This window comes from Algoriphagus sediminis (assembly GCF_030403435.1).
Taxonomy (GTDB): Bacteria; Bacteroidota; Bacteroidia; order Cytophagales; family Cyclobacteriaceae; genus Algoriphagus; species Algoriphagus sediminis.
This window is the reverse complement of the sequence record NZ_JAUEPH010000003.1, coordinates 1-21,326: the sequence shown is the minus strand read 5'-3', so window position 1 is coordinate 21,326 and position 21,326 is coordinate 1. Positions and strand designations below refer to the sequence as shown.

General features: G+C 41.3%; 21 protein-coding genes. 12 read left to right on the top strand and 9 right to left on the bottom strand.

Annotated elements, in window-relative coordinates; all coding sequences use genetic code 11:
* Positions 1-48 precede the first annotated feature (48 nt).
* Positions 49-2,535, bottom strand: a complete 2,487-nt coding sequence (locus QVH07_RS06575) for a zinc-dependent metalloprotease (RefSeq protein WP_289999897.1) — start codon at positions 2,533-2,535, stop codon at positions 49-51.
* Positions 2,536-2,683: 148 nt separating this feature from the next.
* On the opposite strand from QVH07_RS06575, the gene QVH07_RS06570 reads away from it, so the two are divergent.
* On the top strand, positions 2,684-3,799 hold the full coding sequence (locus QVH07_RS06570; protein WP_289999367.1) for an NAD(P)/FAD-dependent oxidoreductase: 1,116 nt from the start codon (positions 2,684-2,686) through the stop codon (positions 3,797-3,799).
* Positions 3,800-3,802: 3 nt separating this feature from the next.
* Here QVH07_RS06570 and QVH07_RS06565 read toward each other — a convergent pair whose 3' ends face one another.
* The gene (locus QVH07_RS06565) at positions 3,803-4,702 is read right to left on the bottom strand and encodes a UbiA family prenyltransferase (RefSeq protein WP_289999366.1); all 900 of its coding nucleotides are present in this window, start codon (positions 4,700-4,702) and stop codon (positions 3,803-3,805) included.
* A gap of 90 nt (positions 4,703-4,792) precedes the next feature.
* Here QVH07_RS06565 and QVH07_RS06560 point away from each other — a divergent pair, with 90 nt between their 5' ends.
* From QVH07_RS06560 to QVH07_RS06550, 3 genes are read left to right on the top strand one after another with little or no spacing between them, the layout of a single operon-like run.
* Positions 4,793-5,875, top strand: a complete 1,083-nt coding sequence (locus QVH07_RS06560; RefSeq protein WP_289999365.1) for a type III polyketide synthase — start codon at positions 4,793-4,795, stop codon at positions 5,873-5,875.
* Positions 5,875-6,576, top strand: a complete 702-nt coding sequence (locus QVH07_RS06555) for a methyltransferase domain-containing protein (protein WP_289999364.1) — start codon at positions 5,875-5,877, stop codon at positions 6,574-6,576. The genes QVH07_RS06560 and QVH07_RS06555 overlap by 1 nt, the downstream gene beginning before the upstream one ends.
* 32 nt (positions 6,577-6,608) lie before the next feature.
* A complete protein-coding gene (locus tag QVH07_RS06550) occupies positions 6,609-7,430 on the top strand; it encodes a mechanosensitive ion channel family protein (RefSeq protein ID WP_289999363.1) in 822 nt (273 codons plus the stop codon).
* A 73-nt stretch (positions 7,431-7,503) separates the two neighbouring features.
* On the opposite strand, the gene QVH07_RS06545 is transcribed toward QVH07_RS06550, so the two are convergent.
* The 4 genes from QVH07_RS06545 to QVH07_RS06530 are packed head-to-tail and all read right to left on the bottom strand — an operon-like array spanning position 7,504 to position 10,194.
* Entirely contained in the window at positions 7,504-8,352 is an 849-nt protein-coding gene (locus QVH07_RS06545; protein WP_289999362.1) for a hypothetical protein, read from the bottom strand.
* Between the two features lie 59 nt (positions 8,353-8,411).
* Positions 8,412-9,092: a nitroreductase family protein gene (locus QVH07_RS06540; protein ID WP_289999361.1), complete on the bottom strand. Its 681-nt coding sequence runs from the start codon at positions 9,090-9,092 to the stop codon at positions 8,412-8,414.
* A 58-nt stretch (positions 9,093-9,150) separates the two neighbouring features.
* Positions 9,151-10,002: a hypothetical protein gene (locus QVH07_RS06535; protein WP_289999360.1), complete on the bottom strand. Its 852-nt coding sequence runs from the start codon at positions 10,000-10,002 to the stop codon at positions 9,151-9,153.
* A 36-nt stretch (positions 10,003-10,038) separates the two neighbouring features.
* Positions 10,039-10,194: a hypothetical protein gene (locus QVH07_RS06530; protein ID WP_289999359.1), complete on the bottom strand. Its 156-nt coding sequence runs from the start codon at positions 10,192-10,194 to the stop codon at positions 10,039-10,041.
* 136 nt (positions 10,195-10,330) lie between these two features.
* Here QVH07_RS06530 and QVH07_RS06525 point away from each other — a divergent pair, with 136 nt between their 5' ends.
* From QVH07_RS06525 to QVH07_RS06510, 4 genes are read left to right on the top strand one after another with little or no spacing between them, the layout of a single operon-like run.
* A complete protein-coding gene (locus tag QVH07_RS06525; protein WP_289999358.1) occupies positions 10,331-12,091 on the top strand; it encodes a MutS-related protein in 1,761 nt (586 codons plus the stop codon).
* 47 nt (positions 12,092-12,138) lie between these two features.
* Complete coding sequence (locus tag QVH07_RS06520) at positions 12,139-13,284, top strand: 5-(carboxyamino)imidazole ribonucleotide synthase (RefSeq protein WP_289999357.1); 1,146 nt, start codon at positions 12,139-12,141, stop codon at positions 13,282-13,284.
* On the top strand, positions 13,281-13,799 hold the full coding sequence (purE, locus tag QVH07_RS06515) for a 5-(carboxyamino)imidazole ribonucleotide mutase (RefSeq protein WP_289999356.1): 519 nt from the start codon (positions 13,281-13,283) through the stop codon (positions 13,797-13,799). Before QVH07_RS06520 ends, purE begins: the two co-directional genes overlap by 4 nt.
* 6 nt (positions 13,800-13,805) lie before the next feature.
* On the top strand, positions 13,806-13,955 hold the full coding sequence (locus QVH07_RS06510) for a hypothetical protein (protein WP_289999355.1): 150 nt from the start codon (positions 13,806-13,808) through the stop codon (positions 13,953-13,955).
* Between the two features lie 62 nt (positions 13,956-14,017).
* Here QVH07_RS06510 and QVH07_RS06505 read toward each other — a convergent pair whose 3' ends face one another.
* Positions 14,018-14,368, bottom strand: a complete 351-nt coding sequence (locus QVH07_RS06505) for a DUF3127 domain-containing protein (protein ID WP_289999354.1) — start codon at positions 14,366-14,368, stop codon at positions 14,018-14,020.
* A 349-nt stretch (positions 14,369-14,717) separates the two neighbouring features.
* Between QVH07_RS06505 and QVH07_RS06500 the strand changes: the two genes are divergently transcribed.
* Both QVH07_RS06500 and QVH07_RS06495 read left to right on the top strand, forming a co-directional pair.
* Entirely contained in the window at positions 14,718-15,320 is a 603-nt protein-coding gene (locus QVH07_RS06500; RefSeq protein WP_289999353.1) for an RNA polymerase sigma factor, read from the top strand.
* A complete protein-coding gene (locus tag QVH07_RS06495; protein WP_289999352.1) occupies positions 15,295-15,528 on the top strand; it encodes a hypothetical protein in 234 nt (77 codons plus the stop codon). Before QVH07_RS06500 ends, QVH07_RS06495 begins: the two co-directional genes overlap by 26 nt.
* 31 nt (positions 15,529-15,559) lie before the next feature.
* Here QVH07_RS06495 and QVH07_RS06490 read toward each other — a convergent pair whose 3' ends face one another.
* Together QVH07_RS06490 and QVH07_RS06485 are read right to left on the bottom strand one after the other, a co-directional pair.
* Positions 15,560-16,423, bottom strand: coding sequence for an alpha/beta hydrolase (locus tag QVH07_RS06490; RefSeq protein ID WP_289999351.1), 864 nt, complete (start codon positions 16,421-16,423; stop codon positions 15,560-15,562).
* Between the two features lies 1 nt (position 16,424).
* The gene (locus QVH07_RS06485) at positions 16,425-17,921 is read right to left on the bottom strand and encodes an aldehyde dehydrogenase family protein (protein WP_289999350.1); all 1,497 of its coding nucleotides are present in this window, start codon (positions 17,919-17,921) and stop codon (positions 16,425-16,427) included.
* 279 nt (positions 17,922-18,200) lie between these two features.
* Here QVH07_RS06485 and QVH07_RS06480 point away from each other — a divergent pair, with 279 nt between their 5' ends.
* Together QVH07_RS06480 and QVH07_RS06475 are read left to right on the top strand one after the other, a co-directional pair.
* On the top strand, positions 18,201-18,689 hold the full coding sequence (locus QVH07_RS06480; RefSeq protein WP_289999349.1) for a hypothetical protein: 489 nt from the start codon (positions 18,201-18,203) through the stop codon (positions 18,687-18,689).
* A 22-nt stretch (positions 18,690-18,711) separates the two neighbouring features.
* A partial coding sequence (locus QVH07_RS06475) for an adaptor complexes medium subunit family protein (protein WP_289999348.1) occupies positions 18,712-21,326 on the top strand: 2,615 nt, incomplete at its 3' end.

Genomic DNA, 21,326 nt, shown 5'->3' with positions numbered 1-21,326 from the left:
AAAAAAAAAGGGATACCCAAAGGCATCCCTCTTATAATTTGAATTTGATTATTTAGGTTCCAATATCAGATTTACTCTTTCTAGAGCATCTTCCAAGTGGATTTTAGACATCCGATCTGAAGTCCTCGGAATAGCAGATCGAATCTGTCTTTGAAGAGTTTTTAACTCAGCTCTAACCATCGGTCTGATGTCCGACTGAGATGCATTGATTTGTGGTCCAACGAACCTTCTAAATCGAGCAGGTACAGGGTCTACTTCCCCAGTCATGAGAAGTTCCAGTCTTTCGATATGTGCTCTTTGCAGTGCTCTTCTGTGTACATCGATCGTTCTTCCTCCTGGCAATTCTGTCCAGATACCTCCACGCAGATCATCGAAAAGCTCTGTCATTTTATAGGCTTCATCTCCATTCAATGCCTCATTTTCAATTACTCTGCCTAGTCTTCCCCATTCCAGGATACCATTTAAAGTACCTACCTGAAGTGATCGGATTCTTTCAAGAGCACCGAAGTCACCAGTCCTTGCAATAATCTCTTCCTGCATCATCCACTCAGGAGTGGCAAAAAGATGGTCATTCAAGAACTCTACCGCAGATTTCTGAAGCTCTTTAGAAGTATGAGTATATACCTGCTGATCCTGTCCGGTAGCTCTATAGTATTCTTCTACACCACCTATGTTAGTTCTTACATGGCCCATATATCTATTGAACTGACCAAGAACCTGACCGTACATTTCCTCTAAATCATCATAATCCTTATATGGCTTGTCCTCTTCTGAGGTCCACTCCATAAGATTTGGCATGATTCGCTTAAGGTTTTTAATTCCGTATTCAGAAGCCAACATAGAATTGTCACCTAGATCTTCACTTTGAGCCGTAGGATCATATCTGTTACCTTGACGACCATAGCGATAAACCGGATCATTCTCTTTTTCGACAATCCACTCATTTAAGGTCATAAGTTCGTCTTCCGGAGTTTCTGCATCAAGAATAGGTCTGTATCCCCAAGCAATGGCATATTTGTCATACGGACCCACATTAGGCATTAAGCTTACTCCTTCATCTTCTGGCTGAGCAACGTAATTAAATCTAGCATAGTCCATGATAGATGGCGCAGTTCCCATTTCTTTAGTGAATTCAGGGTCACGAAGCTTTTCTACCGGATAAGAATGCGAAGAGGCAAAGTTGTGAGGTAAACCAAGAGTATGTCCTACTTCGTGAGCAGATACAAAACGAATCAATCTACCCATCACTTCATCTTTGAATTTTACACTTCTGGCCTCTGGGTTAATCGCCGCAGTCTGTACAAAGAACCAGTTTCTAAGAAGATTCATTACGTTATGATACCAACCAATATCGGATTCAATGATCTCACCACTTCTTGGGTCAGAAACATGCGGCCCGTAGGCATTTTGAATGTCTGAGGCAAAGTATCTAATCACTGAATACCTTGCATCTTCAGGACTCCAGGTTGGATCTTCTTCCTTGCTAGGAGCCTCTTTAGCGATAATCGCATTTTTGAAGCCTGCGGCCTCAAAGGCCACTTGCCAATCTTCAACTCCCTGCTTTAGATATGGTACCCACTTTTTAGGTGTAGCTGGATCGATATAGTAAACGATCTGCTTTTTGGGCTCTACCAGCTCACCAGCTTTAAACTTCTCGATGTCCTCTTCTTTGACTTCCAGTCTCCATCTGTCCAGATAAGTTCTGCTAGCTGCCTTTTGGGCGTCAGCCCCATAGTCTACCATAGACCTGCTGAACCAGCCTACTCGCTGATCAGATAGTCTTTGCTTCATTGGCTCTTTTGGTAATAAAACCATTGAGGTATTCATTTCAAGGGTGATAGAACCTGTTGAGCTATTTGAAGGAGGATCGTTTGCCAAATAGGTCTTTACATACCTAGCCTCAATATTTATAGGATAGGTGTGTACATGCTCAATATATGAACGAGCATTATCCAGACGAGACACTTTATACTGAGTTCTTCTTCCCTGAGGTAGTCCTATTGCCTTTACATCATCTGAAAAAAGGTCAGTGACTTCAATAACAGCTCCGGTAGAATCCGTGCTATTAGCCTTAACCTCAAATTTCTGGAGAATTGGCTCCAGGTTTGAGTTTTCTACCGCCTGTGCGATGGGTAGTGAATCAGCAGCAAAATTATTCACTGACTTAATCTTCAATAAGATATCGTCCTTGTTTCGTTCCCAATTCACCATCAAGGTATTGGTACGCTCTCCACCATATCCGATCCCATCTGCAGTCTTAGCGATAGTCACGACCATTAGCATGTCTCGGCCAAGCAGTGAATCCTGGATTTCGTAGAAATACTTACCGTCGATTTCATGGACATTAAAAAGGCCCTCTTGGGTCTTAGCATCTTTTGTGATTACCTCACTGTAAGCTTTAGGACCTTTTTTAGGAGCGGGTTTTTCTTTTGGCGCTGCTGCAGCCGCCTCGGTTTGAGCCTTTTTTTTCTTCTTTTTCTTTTGGGCTTGCGCTTCTCCAGCTAGAAGGGTGAAGCTGAAGATTCCCATTGCCATAATCCCTAAACGGATTAGACTTGGTAGTTTTTTATACATGTTTTTTGGTTTTGTTTCAGAAATAAAATAACCTTCAAAATCTCAATTGAGCCGCTATTTGAACCTAATTTTTGATAAGCGGTTTAATCAATTAATCAAAGGCATTCAAGTGGATTCAACGATCGATGTAGTCATTATAGGAGGTGGGCTGTCCGGGCTGGTTTCTGCTTATTTGCTCTCTAAAGGAGGTAAGTCAGTAACCTTGGTCGAGAAAAAGACCTATCCTTTTCATCGAGTGTGTGGGGAGTACGTTTCTAACGAAACCAGAGATTTTTTAGAGAAGGAAAACCTGCTTCCTAAAGGGACTGAATTACCTGAAATAAGTCGGTTCCAGTTTACGGATACGAAAGGCAAATCGGCATTAATTGATCTTGATTTGGGTGGCTTTGGCATCAGCAGATATCTCTTTGATGAATGGATTTATCGGAAATGCCTGGAGGTGGGCGTAAAAGTTCAGGAAGGGACACAAGTGGAAGCGGTGGAATTTAAAGTGCCCGAGGATCGCTTTTTGTGCACTCTTTCAAATCATGAAATGCTTGAATCCAAGTATGTAATTGGTGCTTTTGGTAAGAGATCAAAATTGGATAAAGTTCTGGACCGAAGCTTTATAAAAAAGAGGAGCCCTTACCTCGGAGTGAAGTACCATGTGCATATTGATCTTCCGGATGATATGGTTTCCCTGCATAATTTTCATGGTGGCTATTGTGGAGTAAATGCCGTGGAATCAGGACGGTTTAACTTATGCTATTTGGGGTCCAGGGATCAACTCAGGGAGGTTGGAAATATTCCTGAGATGGAGCAGCGTTTTTTATTTCAAAACCCAGCTCTAAAGGAAATTTTTTGCAATGCTGAATTTTTATTCGAAAAACCAGAAGTGATCAATGAAATTAATTTTGACCCTAAGGCACCTGTGGAAAATCATATCCTTATGGCAGGGGATTCGGCTGGTTTGATTACACCTCTTTGTGGGAATGGAATGGCTATTGCCATCCAAAGCGGGAAATTGGCTGCGGAGGCTATTCTTGCCGGAGGCAGAAGAGTTCAAATAGAATCCCGCTATTCGAATCAATGGTCTATGCTTTTTAAAAGTAGACTTCGATTGGGCCGCCAGGTCCAAAGGCTTTTTGGTTCGCCCACGGCTTCCTCTTTTACCCGTACATTGATTCATAATGTGCCTTTTGCAGCCAACAGAATTATAAAAAATACTCACGGGGAGCCATTTTAAGTTTTAAACCTGATTGATTACCTGAAGAATTTGCGTGTTGGCGAAGAAGTAATAAAGGAAAAAACCATTAAGGGCCAATGCTGAAATCCAGTTCATCCCCATTGCCCAGCCATATGAAACATGTTTTTCGGGGTCCTTTCTGACAAAGGTGAACCAGAGGAAGAAAAAAAGAACTACCGGAGCCATACATGCTAAATAAACCCAGAGAACCTCTATCTGATTTCTTCCTAAAAAGTACCAGGCAAAGGCTATTGCCGTAAATAGAAACATCAATGAAGAAAATAAAAAGGTTCCCTGAATACCAAGGCGGATACTTACCGTGAGATCTCCCCTCTTTCTATCTTCCTCATGCTGATATACCTGAGTAAGAGGATAGGAGCCCCAAAGCATAACACTAGTCAGAAATCCGGGGGTGTAGACATGGGGTTGGAACATCACTTGCCAATCGAGATCACTCAGTCCAATGTATGCCATAGAAAAGGTGAAATATCCCTGAAAAAACCCTGTGATTAGCCAGCTTAGCCAGCCATATTTTTTCAATCTGATTGATGGATGACTATAAGCCATACTCACCAAGGCATAGATTACCACCATCACTGCATAAGTTATACTGATCTGCAGAGCAATGATCAGCCCGATAAGAAGGAAGGCATGAGATAACCAATATAGATCCTTGGTCACTTTGGGAGGGTTTTTTAATCCTCCAATGCTTTTTTCATCCTTATCAAAGTAGCTATTGTATCCATTGCTGGACGGGTACAGGAAAAAATGAAGAGAAAGAAAAACCCATAAGATTCTTTCTCCATTGAGATTCGGAGTTAGAGCCAATGCAAAAAAGAATATGGGCAAAAGAAAAATCGAGAAGGGTATTCTCAAATGTTTTATGCTGGACAGGGTAATCATGAGACAAATATTGGGAATTGATAACCTTCCCCCTAGATTAAGGTTGTGATCGAGAGATTCAATTTAGAAATTATCCCTTAACTTGATTTTATGAAGGTAAAAATCTTAGGTATTGGAGAGGCCAATCCAGGAAAATCTATTGCTCAAGACTCCATTGCTAAATTTATGCTTTCAGCTCATGGTTTGGAGGATAGGGAAAGGAAGAAGTTGAATTTTCTCTATCGAAAATCAGGGATAGAATCCAGATACAGTGTTTTAGAAGATTTCGAGAAGGAAGACTTCAATCAGTTTTCATTTTTTCCTAAGAATAAAGAGCTTCATCCTTTTCCAGGAACGAAGGAAAGGATGGGGGTATTTTGTCAAGAGGCACCAGATTTAGCCTCAAAGGCAGCAGATCGGGCCATGAGAAAATCTAAGGTGACCAAGGAGAAGATCACCCATTTGATTTTAGTTTCTTGTACGGGTATGGTGGCGCCTGGTGTGGAGTTGGATTTGATCCAGAGTTTAGGGTTGAATAGCTCCATTGAAAGGTATTGCATTCATTTTATGGGATGCTATGCTGCATTCACTGGGATAAAGCTTGCCGATAAAATTGTTAAAGCCGAGCCAGACTCTAATGTTTTATTGGTTTGTGTGGAGCTTTGTACACTTCATTTCCAAAAAGAATACAATGAGGACAACCTTTTGGCAAATTCTCTTTTTGGAGATGGTGCTGCTGCGGCAGTTTTGGGATGCGGAGAGCAAAGAGGTCTGGAAATTGAAAAATATTCCAGCCATGTGATTAAGGAGGGAGAAAAGGATATGGCTTGGGGTATCGGGGACTTCGGTTTTGAAATGAAGCTGAGCAAATATATCCCTAGCCTATTGGATAAGGGAATAGACGGATTAAGGTCAGACTTTGAGCGAACCTTTGGTCTGTCCTCAATAAAAAATTACGCGATCCATCCCGGAGGAAAGCAAATCATAGAAAAAGTGCAGAATGCCTTTGGGATTACTGCTGACAAGGCTAAACACTCCTTCGAGGTATTGAAAAGTTTTGGCAATATGTCTTCTGTGACTATCCTTTTTGTGCTTGCCAGAATGATGGAAGATGATGATGTTAAAGGGAATATATTGTCTTTGGGCTTTGGCCCCGGCCTTACTCTGGAGGCAATGAATTTAAATAAGGTATAGTGGGTAAGTTTTCTCAGCGAAGTTATGAGAAGGAGCTAATGGATGACCTTTTGAGCTCCGGAGAAGTGCTCAAGGAAACTTTGCGGGAGCTTAAAACGGTCAATCGCTGGCTAGGAGGAAATCATGTGACTACATCTGGGCTAAAATTTTTTGTTCAGCGACAACCCCAGAAAGATTATTTAGTCGCTGATATTGGTTGTGGTGGAGGAGACATGATTCAAGTGATGAATTCCTGGGCCGATACGCAAAATGCCGAGTTTGGATTTTTAGGCATTGATGCGAATCCAAATATTGTAGAATTGGCAAGGGAAAGAAATCCAGGGCCAAACATTCAATATCTCACTCAGAATGTTTTCGATGAGAGTTTCGCAGAGGAGAAAGTGGATATCACCACTTGTACGCTTTTTACCCACCATTTTACAGATGAAGAATTGATCCGCCTGTTTTCCAGTTTAAAGAAGAAATCGAGGTTGGGTTTTTTGGTAAATGACCTTCATCGGCATCCCTTTGCCTATTACAGCATCAAGGGTATTGTGGATGTTTTTAGCAAATCTGCAATGGTAAAAAATGATGCGCCACTTTCGGTTTTGAGATCATTTATACGGACGGACTGGGAGAGAATTTTTCGAGAGGCTGGAATAACAGAGTTTGAAATTACCTGGCATTGGGCTTTTCGTTGGAGGGTAATTGTCTTATTTTAGCAAAATCTTTTCACCAAATAATCTATTTTAATATGGAAGTAACACCGGAAATGATGGACTCTTTTTGGGCTCAAGCCGTTGATTTAGCTTGGCTAGTAATTCCCAAGATTGTCTATGCAATAATATTTTATGTAGTCGGTAAAATCATTGTCAATAAGTTATTGGGGGTAGTTAAAACCCGCCTAGAAAAGAGAGAAAATAATCCCTCTTTGAATGAATTTTTGTTTGCGTTCATTAAGGTAGCGCTGACCTTATTTTTAATTCTTGGTGTTTTGACCATTCTTGGAGTACCTGTTGCTTCATTCCTAGCAATCTTTGGTGCCGCAGGTTTGGCCATTGGTTTGGCTCTGCAGGGTTCTCTATCAAATTTTGCTGGAGGGCTTTTGATTTTGGCATTTAAGCCATTTAGAGTAGGAGACGTGATAGAAGCGCAGGGTCATTTGGGTACTGTGGAGAAAATTAAAGTCCTCTATACTCACATGCATACTTTTGATAAAAAAGAAATCATTATTCCTAATGGAAATCTGGCTAATTCTGATGTGGTAAATATGAGTACCCAGCCAGTTAGGAGGGTGGATATTTCTGTAGGAGTAGCTTATGGATCTGATATTGAGAAAGTTCGTGAAGTGACGATGGCCATTTTCGCTAAGGATGAGCGGGTTCATAAAGATCCTGCTCCGGTAATGTTCCTGAGTAATTTTGGAGATAGTTCTCTGGATTTATCCATTCGGGTCTGGACAGATGCTGATAACCTTTGGCCTGTTTTCTTTGATTCTATGGAAGCTATTAATAAAGAATATGAAGCGAACAACATTGAGATTCCATTCCCTCAACGAGTGGTGCATAATGGATAAAGCTTGAATACACTTGAATACATTAAAAAAGGGAAGCAATATTGCTTCCCTTTTTTATGTCAAATCCATAATATTAAGGTCTTGGTAAAGTAATGGTTCTTTCCTGATCACCTCTCCGAATGGTGACTTCTCTATCGCATCCTTCATCTCCAAAGTCCACTTCGATTCGACCTCTGTTTTCTATCCCTATAGACATAATTCCGGCACTAGGAATTCTTACTCCCGTTCTGATACATCCTTGTAAAAAGATCAAAGGTTCTGAAATTTCAGTAGCGTATTTATTACTATTTCTGTTTTCTCCTCTTGAACCACCCAAAACCGCATGAATTAACCCTCGGTCCCCATTTGGAAGGTAGATTCTCTTTTGATGTCTGGCATCAGTGATTCTGGAAGTTCCATCGGGCCAGGTTATTCTTCCGCCCTCTAAAGAAGTGGAGAAAGTGAAAAAGCTCTCTTCTGCATTGAAACCCTCATTGGTGACTACTCTGGTTCCTTCGATTTGTCTTTCATTTACAAAGAAGTTCTCAAAAGTTGTAGTGATAGTAGTACCTGGGGCCCAATATCTTCCGGTGTATTCTACAATAATCTTCCCCGATCTAGTCACTCCTCTTGGACTGGTACAGCCTTCACCAAAATCAATGGTCATTTTTTTGGCTGTGGGTTCCCATTGGATATCTACAGATGCACAGAGATCTTCTTCTAGGGTCACGGTAGTTCTATCAGAGAATCCGTTACGCTGAAAACCCACCAAAATGACCTCATCTACATCTTCGAGGGTAGCGGTTAAATCAATTTCTTGGGAAGTCTCATCTGCCTCATCGAGGCTGGGAGTAGGAGTCTCAGTCTCTTCGCTGCATGAAAGCATTAGAATGCCTAAGGAAAATGCAAAGGCAATCGAAAAAATGGATTTCAAATTTTTCATGGTTTTTGGAGTTTAGATTTCTCAATTCTGCCCCTTAGACATGACTCTTGAGTAAGGGTTTAAAAGTCCAACAGAATCTCATCGATTTTTTTCCTTTCAATATCAGGAACGTAAGTTCCCTCCTTGGCGTATCCCACTGGAAGAAGTAGAAATGGTTTTTCGTGACTTGGTCGATTTAAAATCTTGCTGAGAAAGTTCATAGGGCTGGGAGTATGAGTTACAGTGGCAAGACCTGCATTATGAATGGCTGCAATTAAAAATCCTGAAGCAATTCCTACGGATTCATTTACATAGTAATGTTGAATCTTTTCACCTTCCTCCTGTCCATAGGATTGTTTAAACACCACAATCAAATATGGAGCGTCTTCGAGGAAAGGCTTTTCCCAATCCGTTCCTAAAGGCTTTAGGTCATTTTTCCAGGTTTCTGACATCCTGCTCGAATAGGATATCTTTTCTTCCTCTTCCGCAGCATTACGGATTTTCTTTTTGATTTTGGGGTCTGAAATCAGGCAAAAAGTCCAGGGTTGTTTGTGGGCCCCAGAAGGAGCCGTTCCCGCCGTCATAATGATGTTTTCTAAAACTTCTCTGGGAATGGGAGTCCTTTCAAACTCCCTGATCGTCCTTCTACAATCCATCAATTTATAGAATTCCTGAGATCTGCTAAGGACTTCCTCCTCGGGAAATTTTTTCCCCTCATATTGGACATGCATGTGTCCATTAATCGTTTTTTTCTTTGCCATAAATAAAAAAAGCTATCCTTGAAAGATAGCTTTTCAAAAAAGGTATTCAAAGATTTGCTTAGTCTAGGGTTACTAATTTTGCACCACCAGGGTAAGTAAGCTCTACTTCATTATCACACTCATCGAAACCGTAATTCAAACCGACTTCAATCCCTCTGTAATTGAATTGGATCACTCCAAAGCTTGGATTCAAAACTCCGGTTTCTATGCAACTTTGCCTCAAAATTAAATCTGTGGTGATTACCGCGGTGTAATCAAATCCTTCACGGCTGGTTCCACTTGCTGAACCTGAAATTCCAAGGGTGTAATCACCCTGCTCCAAGGTAATTGCTCTGGTTTGATCACTTCTATAGGTAACAAAGCTGCCATCAGGCCATGTCACTTTTCCATCTCGAACTTCTACGCCGAGATCGGCTGAGCTAGGGGGGTTAAAGCTTTGAAGACGGATGGTACGAGTTCCTTCGATTTTCAATCCATTGACCTCATATCCATCAAAGGTGGTTACCACAGAGAATCCTGGAAACAAAAGAGATTCAATTACCAGAGGCCTTGAGGAAGTGAAAATCACTTTTCCTTTTCTGGTGATTCCATTGATGGTGCAGCCATCTCCAAAGTCGATAACAACCTCATTGGATTCTTCATCAAGCATGATATCCGTATCATCACAGATTGGACCATCTTGATTGGCAGCGAGTCTGGCACCGAATTGATCGCCTTCTATTAAAATAGTTAAGGTAAGATTATCCAGATCTTCAAAGGCCTTATTTACCTCGACATCATCTTCCACAACAGACAGATCCGGTTCCGGAACGATTGGATCCGAATCCGAGTCGCAAGAGGAAACAAAAATTAAGGCGACGACAGCAGAAATCGCTGAAAGTGAGCGGGAAATATTTTTTATTTTCTTCATAGTTTCTATTTCTAAATGGGGTACAAAGTTAAAAATTCAATCTTTTGCGCCTTTATCCGATGGCTTTATTTGACTTTTACCTACACATCCAATGTTTTGAGTCAAATCCCGATCAGAAGGAAGAACCCCCTGAATACCTTCCAAGTCTAGTTCTTCCCATGCTGATGGAGTTTCGGCTTTTGTGAAAGACACTTTATTTTTCTTCTTTTTGGACATAAGATGTTTTCAGAAAGGATTGTATCATCTGATTTTTAAACGAGATGGATTACAAAAGATACACATTTAGACGAAAAATTATGCCAGCATTTAGTCTTCCGTATCTTTGGCTATGCCAAATTTCGACTTTTCTTCAGAGGGTATTGATGAGAAGCTAAAGGAGCTGAAGAGCAAAAATGCTAGCGTATCCTTTCTTCGTATTCTTTCTTTTTTCGGGTTGATTGGATTTTTCATCCTTTTCCTTTCCGAAAACCCTCTCTGGGGGGTGCCATTTGCCTTTGTGGTGTGGGTTTTTATTCGTCTTATAAATTATTACAATCGTCAGAAGGATCAGGAAGCTATTTATCTTTCCATCAAAAAGATGGATTCTGAATTGGTGCAGCGCAAAGCAAGGAATCTTTCAGAATTCTCATCGGGGACAGAGTTTTTAGATAAAGCCCACCCCTTTACAAATGATCTGGATCTTTTTGGAGATCACTCCCTTTTCCAATTATTGAATGAAACCAGCTCCAACAGGGGGAGGAATCTTTTGGCGGAAAGATTAAAATCATCTTTTGACTCCGTCAAAGCTGAGGAATGGAGACAGTCCGTGGATGAGCTCAAGGAAAACCGAAGTTTCCTTAGGTCCATGATTTCTGTTGGAAAGGCTTTCTACCAACAGCCTAAAGAAATCAAGTGGTCCGATTGGCTGTCAAGGGAGGAAAAGATAAAAAGTTGGCTTTGGCCTGCAGCAATTATTGGACCCTTGGGAGGATTGGTTTTATTGGCATTGATTTATGCCTCAATCATTCCTGCAAGTTTCCTAGGGCTTTGGATTTTGATAGGAATGATATTCTTGGGAGTGGTTTTTCGGCCCCTAAAACAGGCCTATGAAAATATTCCATCCAGGCATGAGCTAAAGACTTTTCGTTATTGGGTGAATATCCTGGAGGAACAAAGCTTTCAATCAAAACTCCTTCAAAAATCTCAATCGCCATTTTTGGCATCGGAGAGTAAGGCTTCGGAAATTCTGAGAAAGTTGGACGGATTTGGGCTCTGGATGCAAAACCGGATCAACCTCCTTTACATTCCCTTGAATCTCCTATTCTGGACCGATTTATGGCTCTATCTCAGCTTTGAAGGCTGGAGAAAGAAAAATGGGAAAAGCCTTTCCAACTACCCTAAAGCATTGAGCGAATGGGAAGTATGGAATTCCCTGGGTTACTTCCAGTCTGAAATCGGGTTTCCAGGTGAATTTAAAGATTTGAAGGAAGGAGTAGAAGCCAAAGGGATCAATCATCCCTTATTGCTTCCTGAAAAATCGATTGCCAATAATTTTGAGCAAAACTATTCCAGCCAAGTAATTCTTCTGACAGGTGCAAATATGAGCGGAAAGACCACTTTTATGCGAACTTTAGGGATAAATATGGTTCTGGTGAATATAGGTTTACGTCCTTTTGCAGAGGAGTTTGGCTTTGGCCCCTGCCAACTGTACACTAGTATGCGAAACACGGATAATCTTGGGGAAAGTGTGAGTTCCTTCTATGCTGAGCTCAGTCGAATTAAAAAACTGATTGACCGGTCTGAATCTGGAGAATCCATGTACTTTTTATTAGATGAGATTTTGAAGGGTACAAATACTGAAGATAGGATAGCGGGTTCAGAGGCCTTGATAAAGCAGATAACAAATACTAAGGCCATGGGTATCATTTCAACGCATGACATTGAACTGGCCGAGCTTTCAAAAAAGGAAAAGTCTGTGAAAAACCACAGTTTTCATTCCGAAGTTAAAGATGAAACTATCGACTTTGATTACACCCTTAAGGAAGGTCCATGTCCAAGTTTCAATGCCCACAAGCTTATGGAGCTTATGGGGATTCGTTTTCAGAACTAGTTTTCAGGTAGGAGATAAACTTGTATTTTTGATCTTTGATAGCACCCATGACTCAATCAAATCAATCTCAAATTTTAGGCGTTCTCGGAGGCGGGCAGCTCGGTCGAATGCTCATCCAGTCAGCCATTAATTACAATCAGGATGTATATATCCTTGATCCGGATGAAAATGCACCCTGTAAAGATATTGCACAGAAATTCACTCAAGGCTCATTGAAGGATTTTGATACTGTGATGGCCTTCGGTAAGGAGTGCGATGTGATCACTGTGGAGATCGAGAATGTAAATACCGATGCCTTGCAGGCTTTGGCTGATATGGGTAAGAAGGTATTTCCCCAGCCCCACATCCTAAAGTTAATTCAGGATAAACGAGAGCAAAAACAGTTTTACAAAGAGAATGGAATTCCTACAGCGGAATTTATGCTGACTGAAAACAAGGAAGAGGTCCTTGCCAAAAAGGATTTTTTACCTGCGGTGAATAAACTCGGAAAAGAAGGATATGATGGCAGAGGAGTTCAGATTCTCAAGTCTGAAGAAGATCTTGAAAATGCATTCGATGCTCCTGGACTTTTGGAGAAATTGGTAGATTTTGATCGGGAAATCGCTGTCACCGTGGCTAGAAATGAAAGAGGAGAATTAGTGGCCTACCCATCAGTAGAATGCGCCTTTCATCCTACGGCCAACCTAGTAGAATTCCTTTTTGCGCCAGCGCAAATCAGTCCTGAAATCGAAGAAATGGCTCAGCAGATCGCAAAAGCCGTGATCCTGAAATTGGATATGATTGGGATTTTGGCGGTAGAGCTTTTTGTGACTAAGGAAGGAAAAGTGCTAGTGAATGAAATAGCACCAAGGCCACATAATAGCGGTCATCATACCATAGAAGCGAATTTCACATCTCAGTTTGAGCAGCATTTACGTTCAGTGATGAACTGGCCATTAGGTGATCCTGGTTTGAGAACCCCAGCAGCCATGGTTAATTTGCTTGGGGAGGAAGGTCATACCGGACCTGTATTAGTCGAAGGAAAGGATGAAGCACTTGCTGAAAAAGGAGTTTATATTCATATGTATGGCAAGAAGTTGACCAAGCCTTTCAGAAAAATGGGCCATGTAACCGTTTTGGATGAGAATGTGGAAACTCTCAAAAAGAGAGCTCAAAGAATAAAAGATCTTATTAAAATTAAATCAACAACATGAATCCAGTAGTAGGAATTATAATGGGTAGCCAGTCAGACTTACACATCATGGCAGAAGCAGCAAAGTTTCTGGAAAGTGTGGGCATCAAGTATGAATTGACGGTGGTTTCCGCTCATAGAACTCCAGAGCGTATGCTAAGTTATGCAAGGTCAGCTCGAGAGCGAGGGCTTCAAGTCATAGTGGCTGGAGCAGGCGGTGCGGCTCATTTGCCTGGAATGGTAGCTTCACTGACTAGTCTTCCTGTGATTGGGGTTCCTATAAAAAGCTCCAATTCAATAGATGGCTGGGATAGCGTACTTTCTATTCTACAAATGCCTGGTGGAATTCCGGTAGCGACCGTAGCCCTCGATGGAGGTAAAAATGCAGGAATTTTAGCTGCATCCATTGTAGGAGCTACAGATGAAGAGGTGGCCAAGAAGCTTGATGATTTCAAGAAATCATTGAAAAACACCGTAGAAATGAGTGCCAAAGACCTTGAAGAAAAAGGTTGGCGCGGATTTATGGAGAAAGACTAAAAGGAAATGAAAAGTGACAGGAGAGTTAAGTTCAGGGTTGGTGGTGAGGATTGGGATTTTCCTTTAGGCACCTTTGTGCTTTTATTGGTTATAACCCTCGTACTTATGGTAGGAGGGGCCTGGCTTGGGTTTCGATTCGGTTCAGGAGGACTCTAGCTTTTATAGCTAAAAAAAAGGGGAGCGATCAGTCACTCCCCTTTTTTATTGGTCTCTTAAATTTAAAAAGGAAGATTATTTTCATCGGAGTCATCATTAAATGTGCTGACATCCGGCATCTCGCTTGGTGCAGGGCCAGAACCTTGCTGAGTTCGGTCCACTTTATAAGCTTTCACCTCAGTGTACCAGCGGCCATTATATTCCCTGCTTTCTATGTCGATTCCCAAAGTCACTTCTTCACCTACTTCCAATGCGAATTGATCGATTCGATCCCCCCAAAAAGCCACACAAACTTTCTTAGGATACTGACCTCCAGTCTCAAGGATATATTCCTGCTTCCTCCATGCATTACCTGACTTTGATGTTCCTCCGATTTCCTTAAGTTTTTGTACTATTTTTCCGCTGATATCCATGATTTAGATTTTTTCTCTTTGGTCGGCGAAGATAAGTAATGAGCTTGAAAAGAATATTTTTATTCAGGCTAAAATTTTAGAATTAAAGTGGGGTATTTAACATTCTTTGGCATAATGCTTGATCCTAAGAGCCTCCCAACACGAATTTCTATCTTCAGGGGAAAAAGCATTCTTCGGCCTTTTTCATTTCATTCTGGTTTTGTCTTTTAGACAAATTAATGCGAGAAAAGCTGCAAAACCTTTGGTAGAAATAGTAGGGAAATATACTTTTAAGATTCACTAATAATTAAAAAACATCTGACTGAATAATATGGCCTAGACTTTTACGTTGATTTTAAACCAACTTAATATGAGTAATCAAATAGGTCCGAAGGACTGCGACTTAATTAGACAATATCGCAGCGGTCATGATGAAGCTTTTGGAGTACTGGTAGACCGGTACCAAAGCAAATTGTTTACTACCATCTTCCTTATCGTGAAGGATAAGGGTCTTGCCGAGGACATTCTACAAGATGTCTTCACAAAGGTGATCAAGACCCTAAACTCCGATCGGTACAATGAAGAAGGTAAATTCCAGCCATGGATTATGCGGATTGCGCATAACCTAGCCATTGACCACTTCAGAAAGTCTAAGCGCTATCCCACGATCAGAATGGAGGATGGAACAAACGTGTTCAATTCTCTGCTTTTTGCGGATGAAACCGCAGAAGATATAAGGGTGAGGCAGGAGACTGTTCATCTGGTGAAAAGACTGATTGAGGAGTTGCCAGCTGCGCAAAAGGAAGTATTGATTATGCGTCATTACATGGATATGAGTTTCCAGGATATTGCCGATCAGACAGGAGTGAGTATTAATACGGCTTTAGGCCGAATGCGCTATGCGCTGATACATTTAAGAAAGAAAATGAAACAATTAAACGTTGCCTATGACAAAACGATTTACCCCAAATGACCTGGTAAGATATATTTATCAGGAAATGACGGAGGTAGAGCAAGATCTCTTAATGCAAGCCTTGCAAAGTGATAATTCACTCATGCAAGAATATGTAGAAATGCTGAGCGCGATAGAGCAAATGGACGAAATCCAGCTTAAACCTTCGGAAAAAGTAGTAAACTCCATCAAAGAGATGGCTAAATCTACGAGACTTCAGAAAGTCTGAAAAGGTACCCCTGCCAATGGCAGGGGTTTTTTTATTGTATATAATTTGCTGAAAAGGCTGCTGCCTGCTCAAAGGCCTCTGCATAAGTCAATGGCGCAAAGCCATGCCCCTGACCTTCAATGATCACGAATTCATGATCCACATTTGCTGATTCAAGTTCAGCTTCGAGAATTTCACTTTGGGAAATAGGTACTACTGTGTCCTCCGTGCCATGGAAAAAAATGGTTGGAATGCTTTGTGGGCCAATGAAGCTTATTGGGCTTGAATCGGAATAATTACCTGGAACGGTTTCAGGCGTTCCACCCAGGAGTTGGGTAAGTCCTAGCTGTGTAAGTAGATTAAACTCAAAAAGTTCCGAGAGCTCAGTAGGTGGGAAAAGTGCAATCAGACTTTTGATATTTCCAACAGTACTGTGCTTATAGCCATGCAAAAGTGCCAGATGGCCTCCTGCACTCGCCCCAGCCAAGACTATCTCATTCGAAACGTTCCAATCAGCCGTTTTGCTGACTATATATTCAATGGCCGATAAAATATCCTCTTCCTGAGAAGGGAAAGCATTATTTCCTGTTGGGATATCATAAAGCCTATAGCCTATGGAAATGTAGGCGTATTCGGGAAAATAGGTTTCCGCCAGCGCCCTAAATGAGTCAAATTCAGATTTATCTCCATCTATCCAAGCACCACCATGTATATATATAAGGAGAGGGGTTTCACCTGAGCTTCGCCTTGCGGGCAAATATACGTTCAGTGACTGAACGGGATTGCTACCATACTGATCATCAAGGATATCAATGGCAGGTAATTCTCCTGAAATGGGGTCTTCCCCATTTTCAGAACAGGACTGAAAAAATAGTGTGATGGCTAAAAGCCATAATAGGGGTCGGAAATTTTTCATATTAAAACCATTTCAAAAGAAGGTTGATAGCTTGACGAGTTTTTGAATTGTAGGGTGGGTTTATGAGCTTACTTGAAGTAACTCCCACACGTTGTGTGAGTACTCCTTTTTCATTGCTGAATGCTTGGAAGCCAAAGTAGCCATGAGCTTTTCCTATTCCACTATTATTTACCCCACCAAAGGGCATTTCTGTATGAATAAAATGGATCACGCAGTCATTGACTACTGTGTTTCCCGAGGAGGTTTCTTCCAGAACTTTGTCCCGGAGGGATTTATCCTCACCGAAGTAATACAGTGCAAGCGGCTTAGGGAAAGAGTTTACCAAAGCAATGGCCTGGTCTAAATCATCGTAGGTGATGACCGGAAGGATGGGTCCAAAAATTTCTTCCTGCATGACTTCCATATCCAAATTCACCTGGCTGAGAATGGTGGGTTCGATGTATCGCTGCTGTGGATCCATCTGACCTCCAAATTCTACTTTAGCTCCCTGATCAATAGAATTCTCGATTAGTCCAACCAGACGATTGAAATGTTTATCATTCACAATTCGGGCATAGTCAGGGTTTTTGTCGATTCCCTCAAACTTAGAATCATAGAATTTCTGAATACCCACCTTAAGATTATCTAAGAATGCATCTTTGTCCTGTTCATGTACCAAAATATAGTCTGGAGCCACACAGGTCTGTCCACAATTCAGAAATTTCCCGACTATTATTTTATCTGCGGCATCTGTTAGGTCCGCTCCATTCTGGATGAAGGCCGGAGATTTTCCTCCCAGTTCCAGCGTGACAGAAGTGAGATTTTTTGAAGCGGCTTTCATCACACTTTTCCCTACCTGAGGGCTTCCCGTAAAGAAAATATGATCAAAGGGAAGCTCAAGAAGAGCTTTGGCTACCTCAGTATCACCCTGGAAAAGCGCTACCTCATGCGGTTCAAAGACCTCAGAAACCATCCTTTGAAGGATTTCTGATGTATGAGGTGTCATCTCAGAGGGCTTTAGGATCACCGGACAGCCCGCCGCTATAGCTGAAACCAAAGGACCCACCGCAAGATTAAAAGGATAATTCCAGGGTGAAATGATAAGACTTACTCCTTTTGGCTCCATCATTACACTTGCCTTGGTTCCTATCATGGTCATGGGAGTGGGCAGAGATTTGCCTTTCATCCAGGACTTCAGGTGAGAAAGGGTATGCTTAAGTTCTGAAGTCACAGGGTAGATTTCAGAGATATCTACTTCTTCCGGGGATTTACGAAAATCAGAGAAGACCGCCTTTTGAATCTCCGGTCTATTATTTAGAATCCATTTTCTCAACCTCCTTAGACGCTCTGCTCTTTCCTCATACTTAGAGCGCCGCCATTGTAAAGCGGTGTTTTGCAGATTCTTGAATGTTTTTTCGAATTGGGTGAGATCGAGAGATTTCTTTTCTGCAGTCAGCATGTACAGGGCAATTTGGGTGTGGATCAAATATACGTCTTGTGCAGTCAAATAGGTGGCCATTGAGTAAAAACTTGCTCTTAAGGATTGAATGAAATCTGAATTCTTGACACAAAACAAAAAAATCCATTTTGTTTAACGAAATGTGTAAAACACTAAACAAAACTGCGTTTTGAAGCAATAAAAAAGAATTTCATCCCAAAAAAAATGCATTACATATCAAAAATTCTTTGGAATTGCTTGGATATGAAAAACATAAAAGTGTATTTTTACAGCATATTCGTAGGGGTGTATTTAAGTTGTTTTCATCAACCCCGACCAAAAATGTTAAAATTTTAAGCCATGAGAGCATTAAATATTAATCGAAGCGTCTATTTGATTTTTCTAATTGGGGCCATTTTGGCGTCTCCAGTCGTTTCATTTGGACAGGTGGAGCCCATTGAATTTGAGGCCTTCAAGACTTCATCTTCAGTCAATAGCACTGACCGGGACCGATTTATTTCTTTAACCGAAGGGGTAAATACCGCTGTGTACGTATCGAATGATGAAGTTTATTATGAAGACCCCAATTCTCCTAGTGCTATTGTCAGTGTGGACAGCGATGCCTACGGAAAATTGAGTTCCGTCACCGATAAAAATGCCGTAGAGCTAATAAGAGTAAATCTTAAAGGTGGTAATCAATTGCCTTCTTCAGACCAGATTGCTCAGTTTCCAGCGCTAAAATTTATCCTATTCCAAGGGCCTAGTGTTCCTGTAAACCTACTTTCTGGATCTCCTACTCTTCAGGCGACCTTAGCATATATAATTTTTAGAAATGTTAGCAATGATTGATTTGCTCCAAAACTTCAGAAAAATGGAAAATATTTCTCAATTGACTCGGACATTTAGAGGAGCATCGCGAGTAGGTGTACTCTTTCTGATTCTTTTCATAGCTGCTTTTAGTGCACTTGCACAGACTACGTTTAATCCTGTAGTCTTCACGCCTCAGACTAATAGCGAAGCCCCTGATGGGGTTTTCCGAATTCGTGGCGATTTTAGCATGATAGGTAATAAAAACCTGACCGCTACTGACCCTTCGGATGAGGACAATGGAGCTAGTACTCCTATGAGTTATGTTGATATTGACGGTATTAATGGTACTGTCAACTCTTCAAGCGCGGATCTGGTATTTGCAACGGATGGCGGTTTGGCTAACCCTAATTGTTATGAGATCGTTCATGCCGGATTGTACTGGACAGGTAGAACCAATACTAGTTCTGACAATGGGGATGCGGCCCAGATCACAGTAAATGGTACTACTCTTACCAAAAATCAGGTTAAACTTCGATATGGGAATGGCGCATACCAAACAGTCACAGCGAAGAATACATCTGAGATTCTTTTTCCAGATAATATTAGTGATGAACTCAGAGGTGTTTTTGCGGGGTATGCAGATGTAACAGACTTTGTAAAAAATAATGGATCAGGCACCTATACGGTGGCTGATATTTTTTTAAGGACGACTGGTGTAAATAATGGTGGTTCTACCGGCCTTTATGGTGGTTGGGGAATGGTAGTGATTTATAAAAATCCCACCATGAGCTTTAGAAACATCAGTACGTTTAATGGTTATTCCTTTGTAAATGCAGCTGAAACCGTTGCCTCATCTGGTGAATTTACGGTAAGTGGTTTTGAGGCCATCGATCAAGGTCCAGTGAATGTGAAGCTTGGAGTAATGGGAGGGGAAGGAGATAAAGGTATTTCAGGAGATGATCTATCAATCAGAAATAGTGCAAACACCAATTGGGTCCGTCTTCAAAATGGAGGTCCAGCGAATGATGGTGGAAATTCATTAGGTAACTTTTTTAATTCTTCAATTTTTACAGAAGGAAACACAAGATTCCCCGATGACAACAGAAATTATGGATTGGATTTGCATGTATTTGACCTTCCAAATACCAATAATGTCCTGATCGATAATGGTGATAATCAAACAAGGTTTAGATATCGTACAAACGGGGATACTTATGTGATTTTTAACCTGACCTTCGCTGTTGATGCTTATGAACCAGAGATTGAAGCTTTCCATCAGGTAACCAGCATTAATAATGCCGCTCCGGCTGGAACAATTAAACCAGGTGAGATTGCAGAATTTACCGTCGAGTTGACAAATAAATCCACAACCGAAGGAATTGATGATGGTATACTTGAAATCCAAATTCCATTTGGTGCTACTGTTGAAAACACAAGTTTCAGTTTTAATGGTGCTGTAACCCCAAGTGGAAATTCTGCCCCATCTTTTGACCCAAATACAGGAATTTTATCCTGGGAATTTGGATCCTTACCCCTCTCCAGTGATGTAGGGCTTGATGTGGAGGATGTGTTGGCAACCTTTACTTATGAGCTAAAAGCTACAGAAGATTGCCTCATCATATTTGAAAATACTTGTACCCCAGATATGAATGTAGATGGGGTTGTCAAAGGTACAGGAGCAATCTCCCAGTCTGACTTGAATGAAGATTTCATCATTGACCGAGAGCCAGCTCAAGATGCCTGTTCTCAACCTTCAGGATTGACAGGGCCAATTGAAATATCATACGACTTAGTTGGCTTCGAGTGTGAGACAATTTTAGATTTTGAGTTCTGTGGTCCCAGGGATGAAGTAACTCTTGCTGAGATCAAGGCAATCACAGACTTTGCAGATGGTTATACCTTCTTTGATGGTACCGATAGAAATACTGCTACTGAATTTACAGAGCAGAATCCTTTTCCTGCTACAGTAGGAACAGAAACATATTATGCATTCCCATTTGAAGAGGAAATATTCTCTGGTTGCTATACTGAGTTTACTATTTCAGTATCTGAAGTTGATCTTGTTGTAACAGATCCAGCTCCAATTTGTGAGCCGGGTACTATCGATCTTGCTTCTACTATTGATTTGCAGGGTACATCACAAGGTGCGACATTCACTTATTTTTCTACGGATGGACAAACTCAAACCGAATTACAATCATCAACTGTTTCTGAATCTGGTACTTATGTAATCAGAGCTACAGTTGGGGAATGCTTTACGGAGGAAAATGTGGAGGTAGTTATAAGTCCATTACCGACTATTCCTAATATTCAAGTCATAGAGCCAACCTGCGAGGTAGCAACAGGTGAGATAACCTTTGCTGCGGATCAAGGAGTTGAATATGCCTTCGAGAATACTTTTGCGAACTCACTTGTTCCTAATAATGGAATCATTACCGTTTCTGGCTTGGCGGCCGGATCAAGTGGAACTGTTTTCGCAAGAACTATAGACACAGATTGTGTGGTGTCCGAGAATTATAGTATTGGTGATCAGCCAGAGACTCCAGCCGCACCAACAGTAGAAGTAATACAGCCAACCTGTGAGGTAGCGACAGGAACGATAACAGTGACTGCGCCAGTAGGTCAGGGACTGACTTACTCCATTGGCGGAGCGTATCAGGCATCTGCGACATTTAC

What these genes read in the sequence shown, in the direction of transcription:
- QVH07_RS06575 (WP_289999897.1), bottom strand. Translation starts at nt 2,535, where the DNA reads ATGGCAATGGGAATCTTCAGCTTCACCCTTCTAGCTGGAGAAGCGCAA.
- QVH07_RS06565 (WP_289999366.1), bottom strand. Translation starts at nt 4,702, where the DNA reads ATGATTACCCTGTCCAGCATAAAACATTTGAGAATACCCTTCTCGATT.
- QVH07_RS06560 (WP_289999365.1), top strand. Translation starts at nt 4,793, where the DNA reads ATGAAGGTAAAAATCTTAGGTATTGGAGAGGCCAATCCAGGAAAATCT.
- QVH07_RS06550 (WP_289999363.1), top strand. Translation starts at nt 6,609, where the DNA reads ATGGAAGTAACACCGGAAATGATGGACTCTTTTTGGGCTCAAGCCGTT.
- QVH07_RS06545 (WP_289999362.1), bottom strand. Translation starts at nt 8,352, where the DNA reads ATGAAAAATTTGAAATCCATTTTTTCGATTGCCTTTGCATTTTCCTTA.
- QVH07_RS06540 (WP_289999361.1), bottom strand. Translation starts at nt 9,092, where the DNA reads ATGGCAAAGAAAAAAACGATTAATGGACACATGCATGTCCAATATGAG.
- QVH07_RS06535 (WP_289999360.1), bottom strand. Translation starts at nt 10,002, where the DNA reads ATGAAGAAAATAAAAAATATTTCCCGCTCACTTTCAGCGATTTCTGCT.
- QVH07_RS06525 (WP_289999358.1), top strand. Translation starts at nt 10,331, where the DNA reads ATGCCAAATTTCGACTTTTCTTCAGAGGGTATTGATGAGAAGCTAAAG.
- QVH07_RS06520 (WP_289999357.1), top strand. Translation starts at nt 12,139, where the DNA reads ATGACTCAATCAAATCAATCTCAAATTTTAGGCGTTCTCGGAGGCGGG.
- purE (WP_289999356.1), top strand. Translation starts at nt 13,281, where the DNA reads ATGAATCCAGTAGTAGGAATTATAATGGGTAGCCAGTCAGACTTACAC.
- QVH07_RS06510 (WP_289999355.1), top strand. Translation starts at nt 13,806, where the DNA reads ATGAAAAGTGACAGGAGAGTTAAGTTCAGGGTTGGTGGTGAGGATTGG.
- QVH07_RS06505 (WP_289999354.1), bottom strand. Translation starts at nt 14,368, where the DNA reads ATGGATATCAGCGGAAAAATAGTACAAAAACTTAAGGAAATCGGAGGA.
- QVH07_RS06500 (WP_289999353.1), top strand. Translation starts at nt 14,718, where the DNA reads ATGAGTAATCAAATAGGTCCGAAGGACTGCGACTTAATTAGACAATAT.
- QVH07_RS06495 (WP_289999352.1), top strand. Translation starts at nt 15,295, where the DNA reads ATGACAAAACGATTTACCCCAAATGACCTGGTAAGATATATTTATCAG.
- QVH07_RS06490 (WP_289999351.1), bottom strand. Translation starts at nt 16,423, where the DNA reads ATGAAAAATTTCCGACCCCTATTATGGCTTTTAGCCATCACACTATTT.
- QVH07_RS06485 (WP_289999350.1), bottom strand. Translation starts at nt 17,921, where the DNA reads ATGGCCACCTATTTGACTGCACAAGACGTATATTTGATCCACACCCAA.
- QVH07_RS06480 (WP_289999349.1), top strand. Translation starts at nt 18,201, where the DNA reads ATGAGAGCATTAAATATTAATCGAAGCGTCTATTTGATTTTTCTAATT.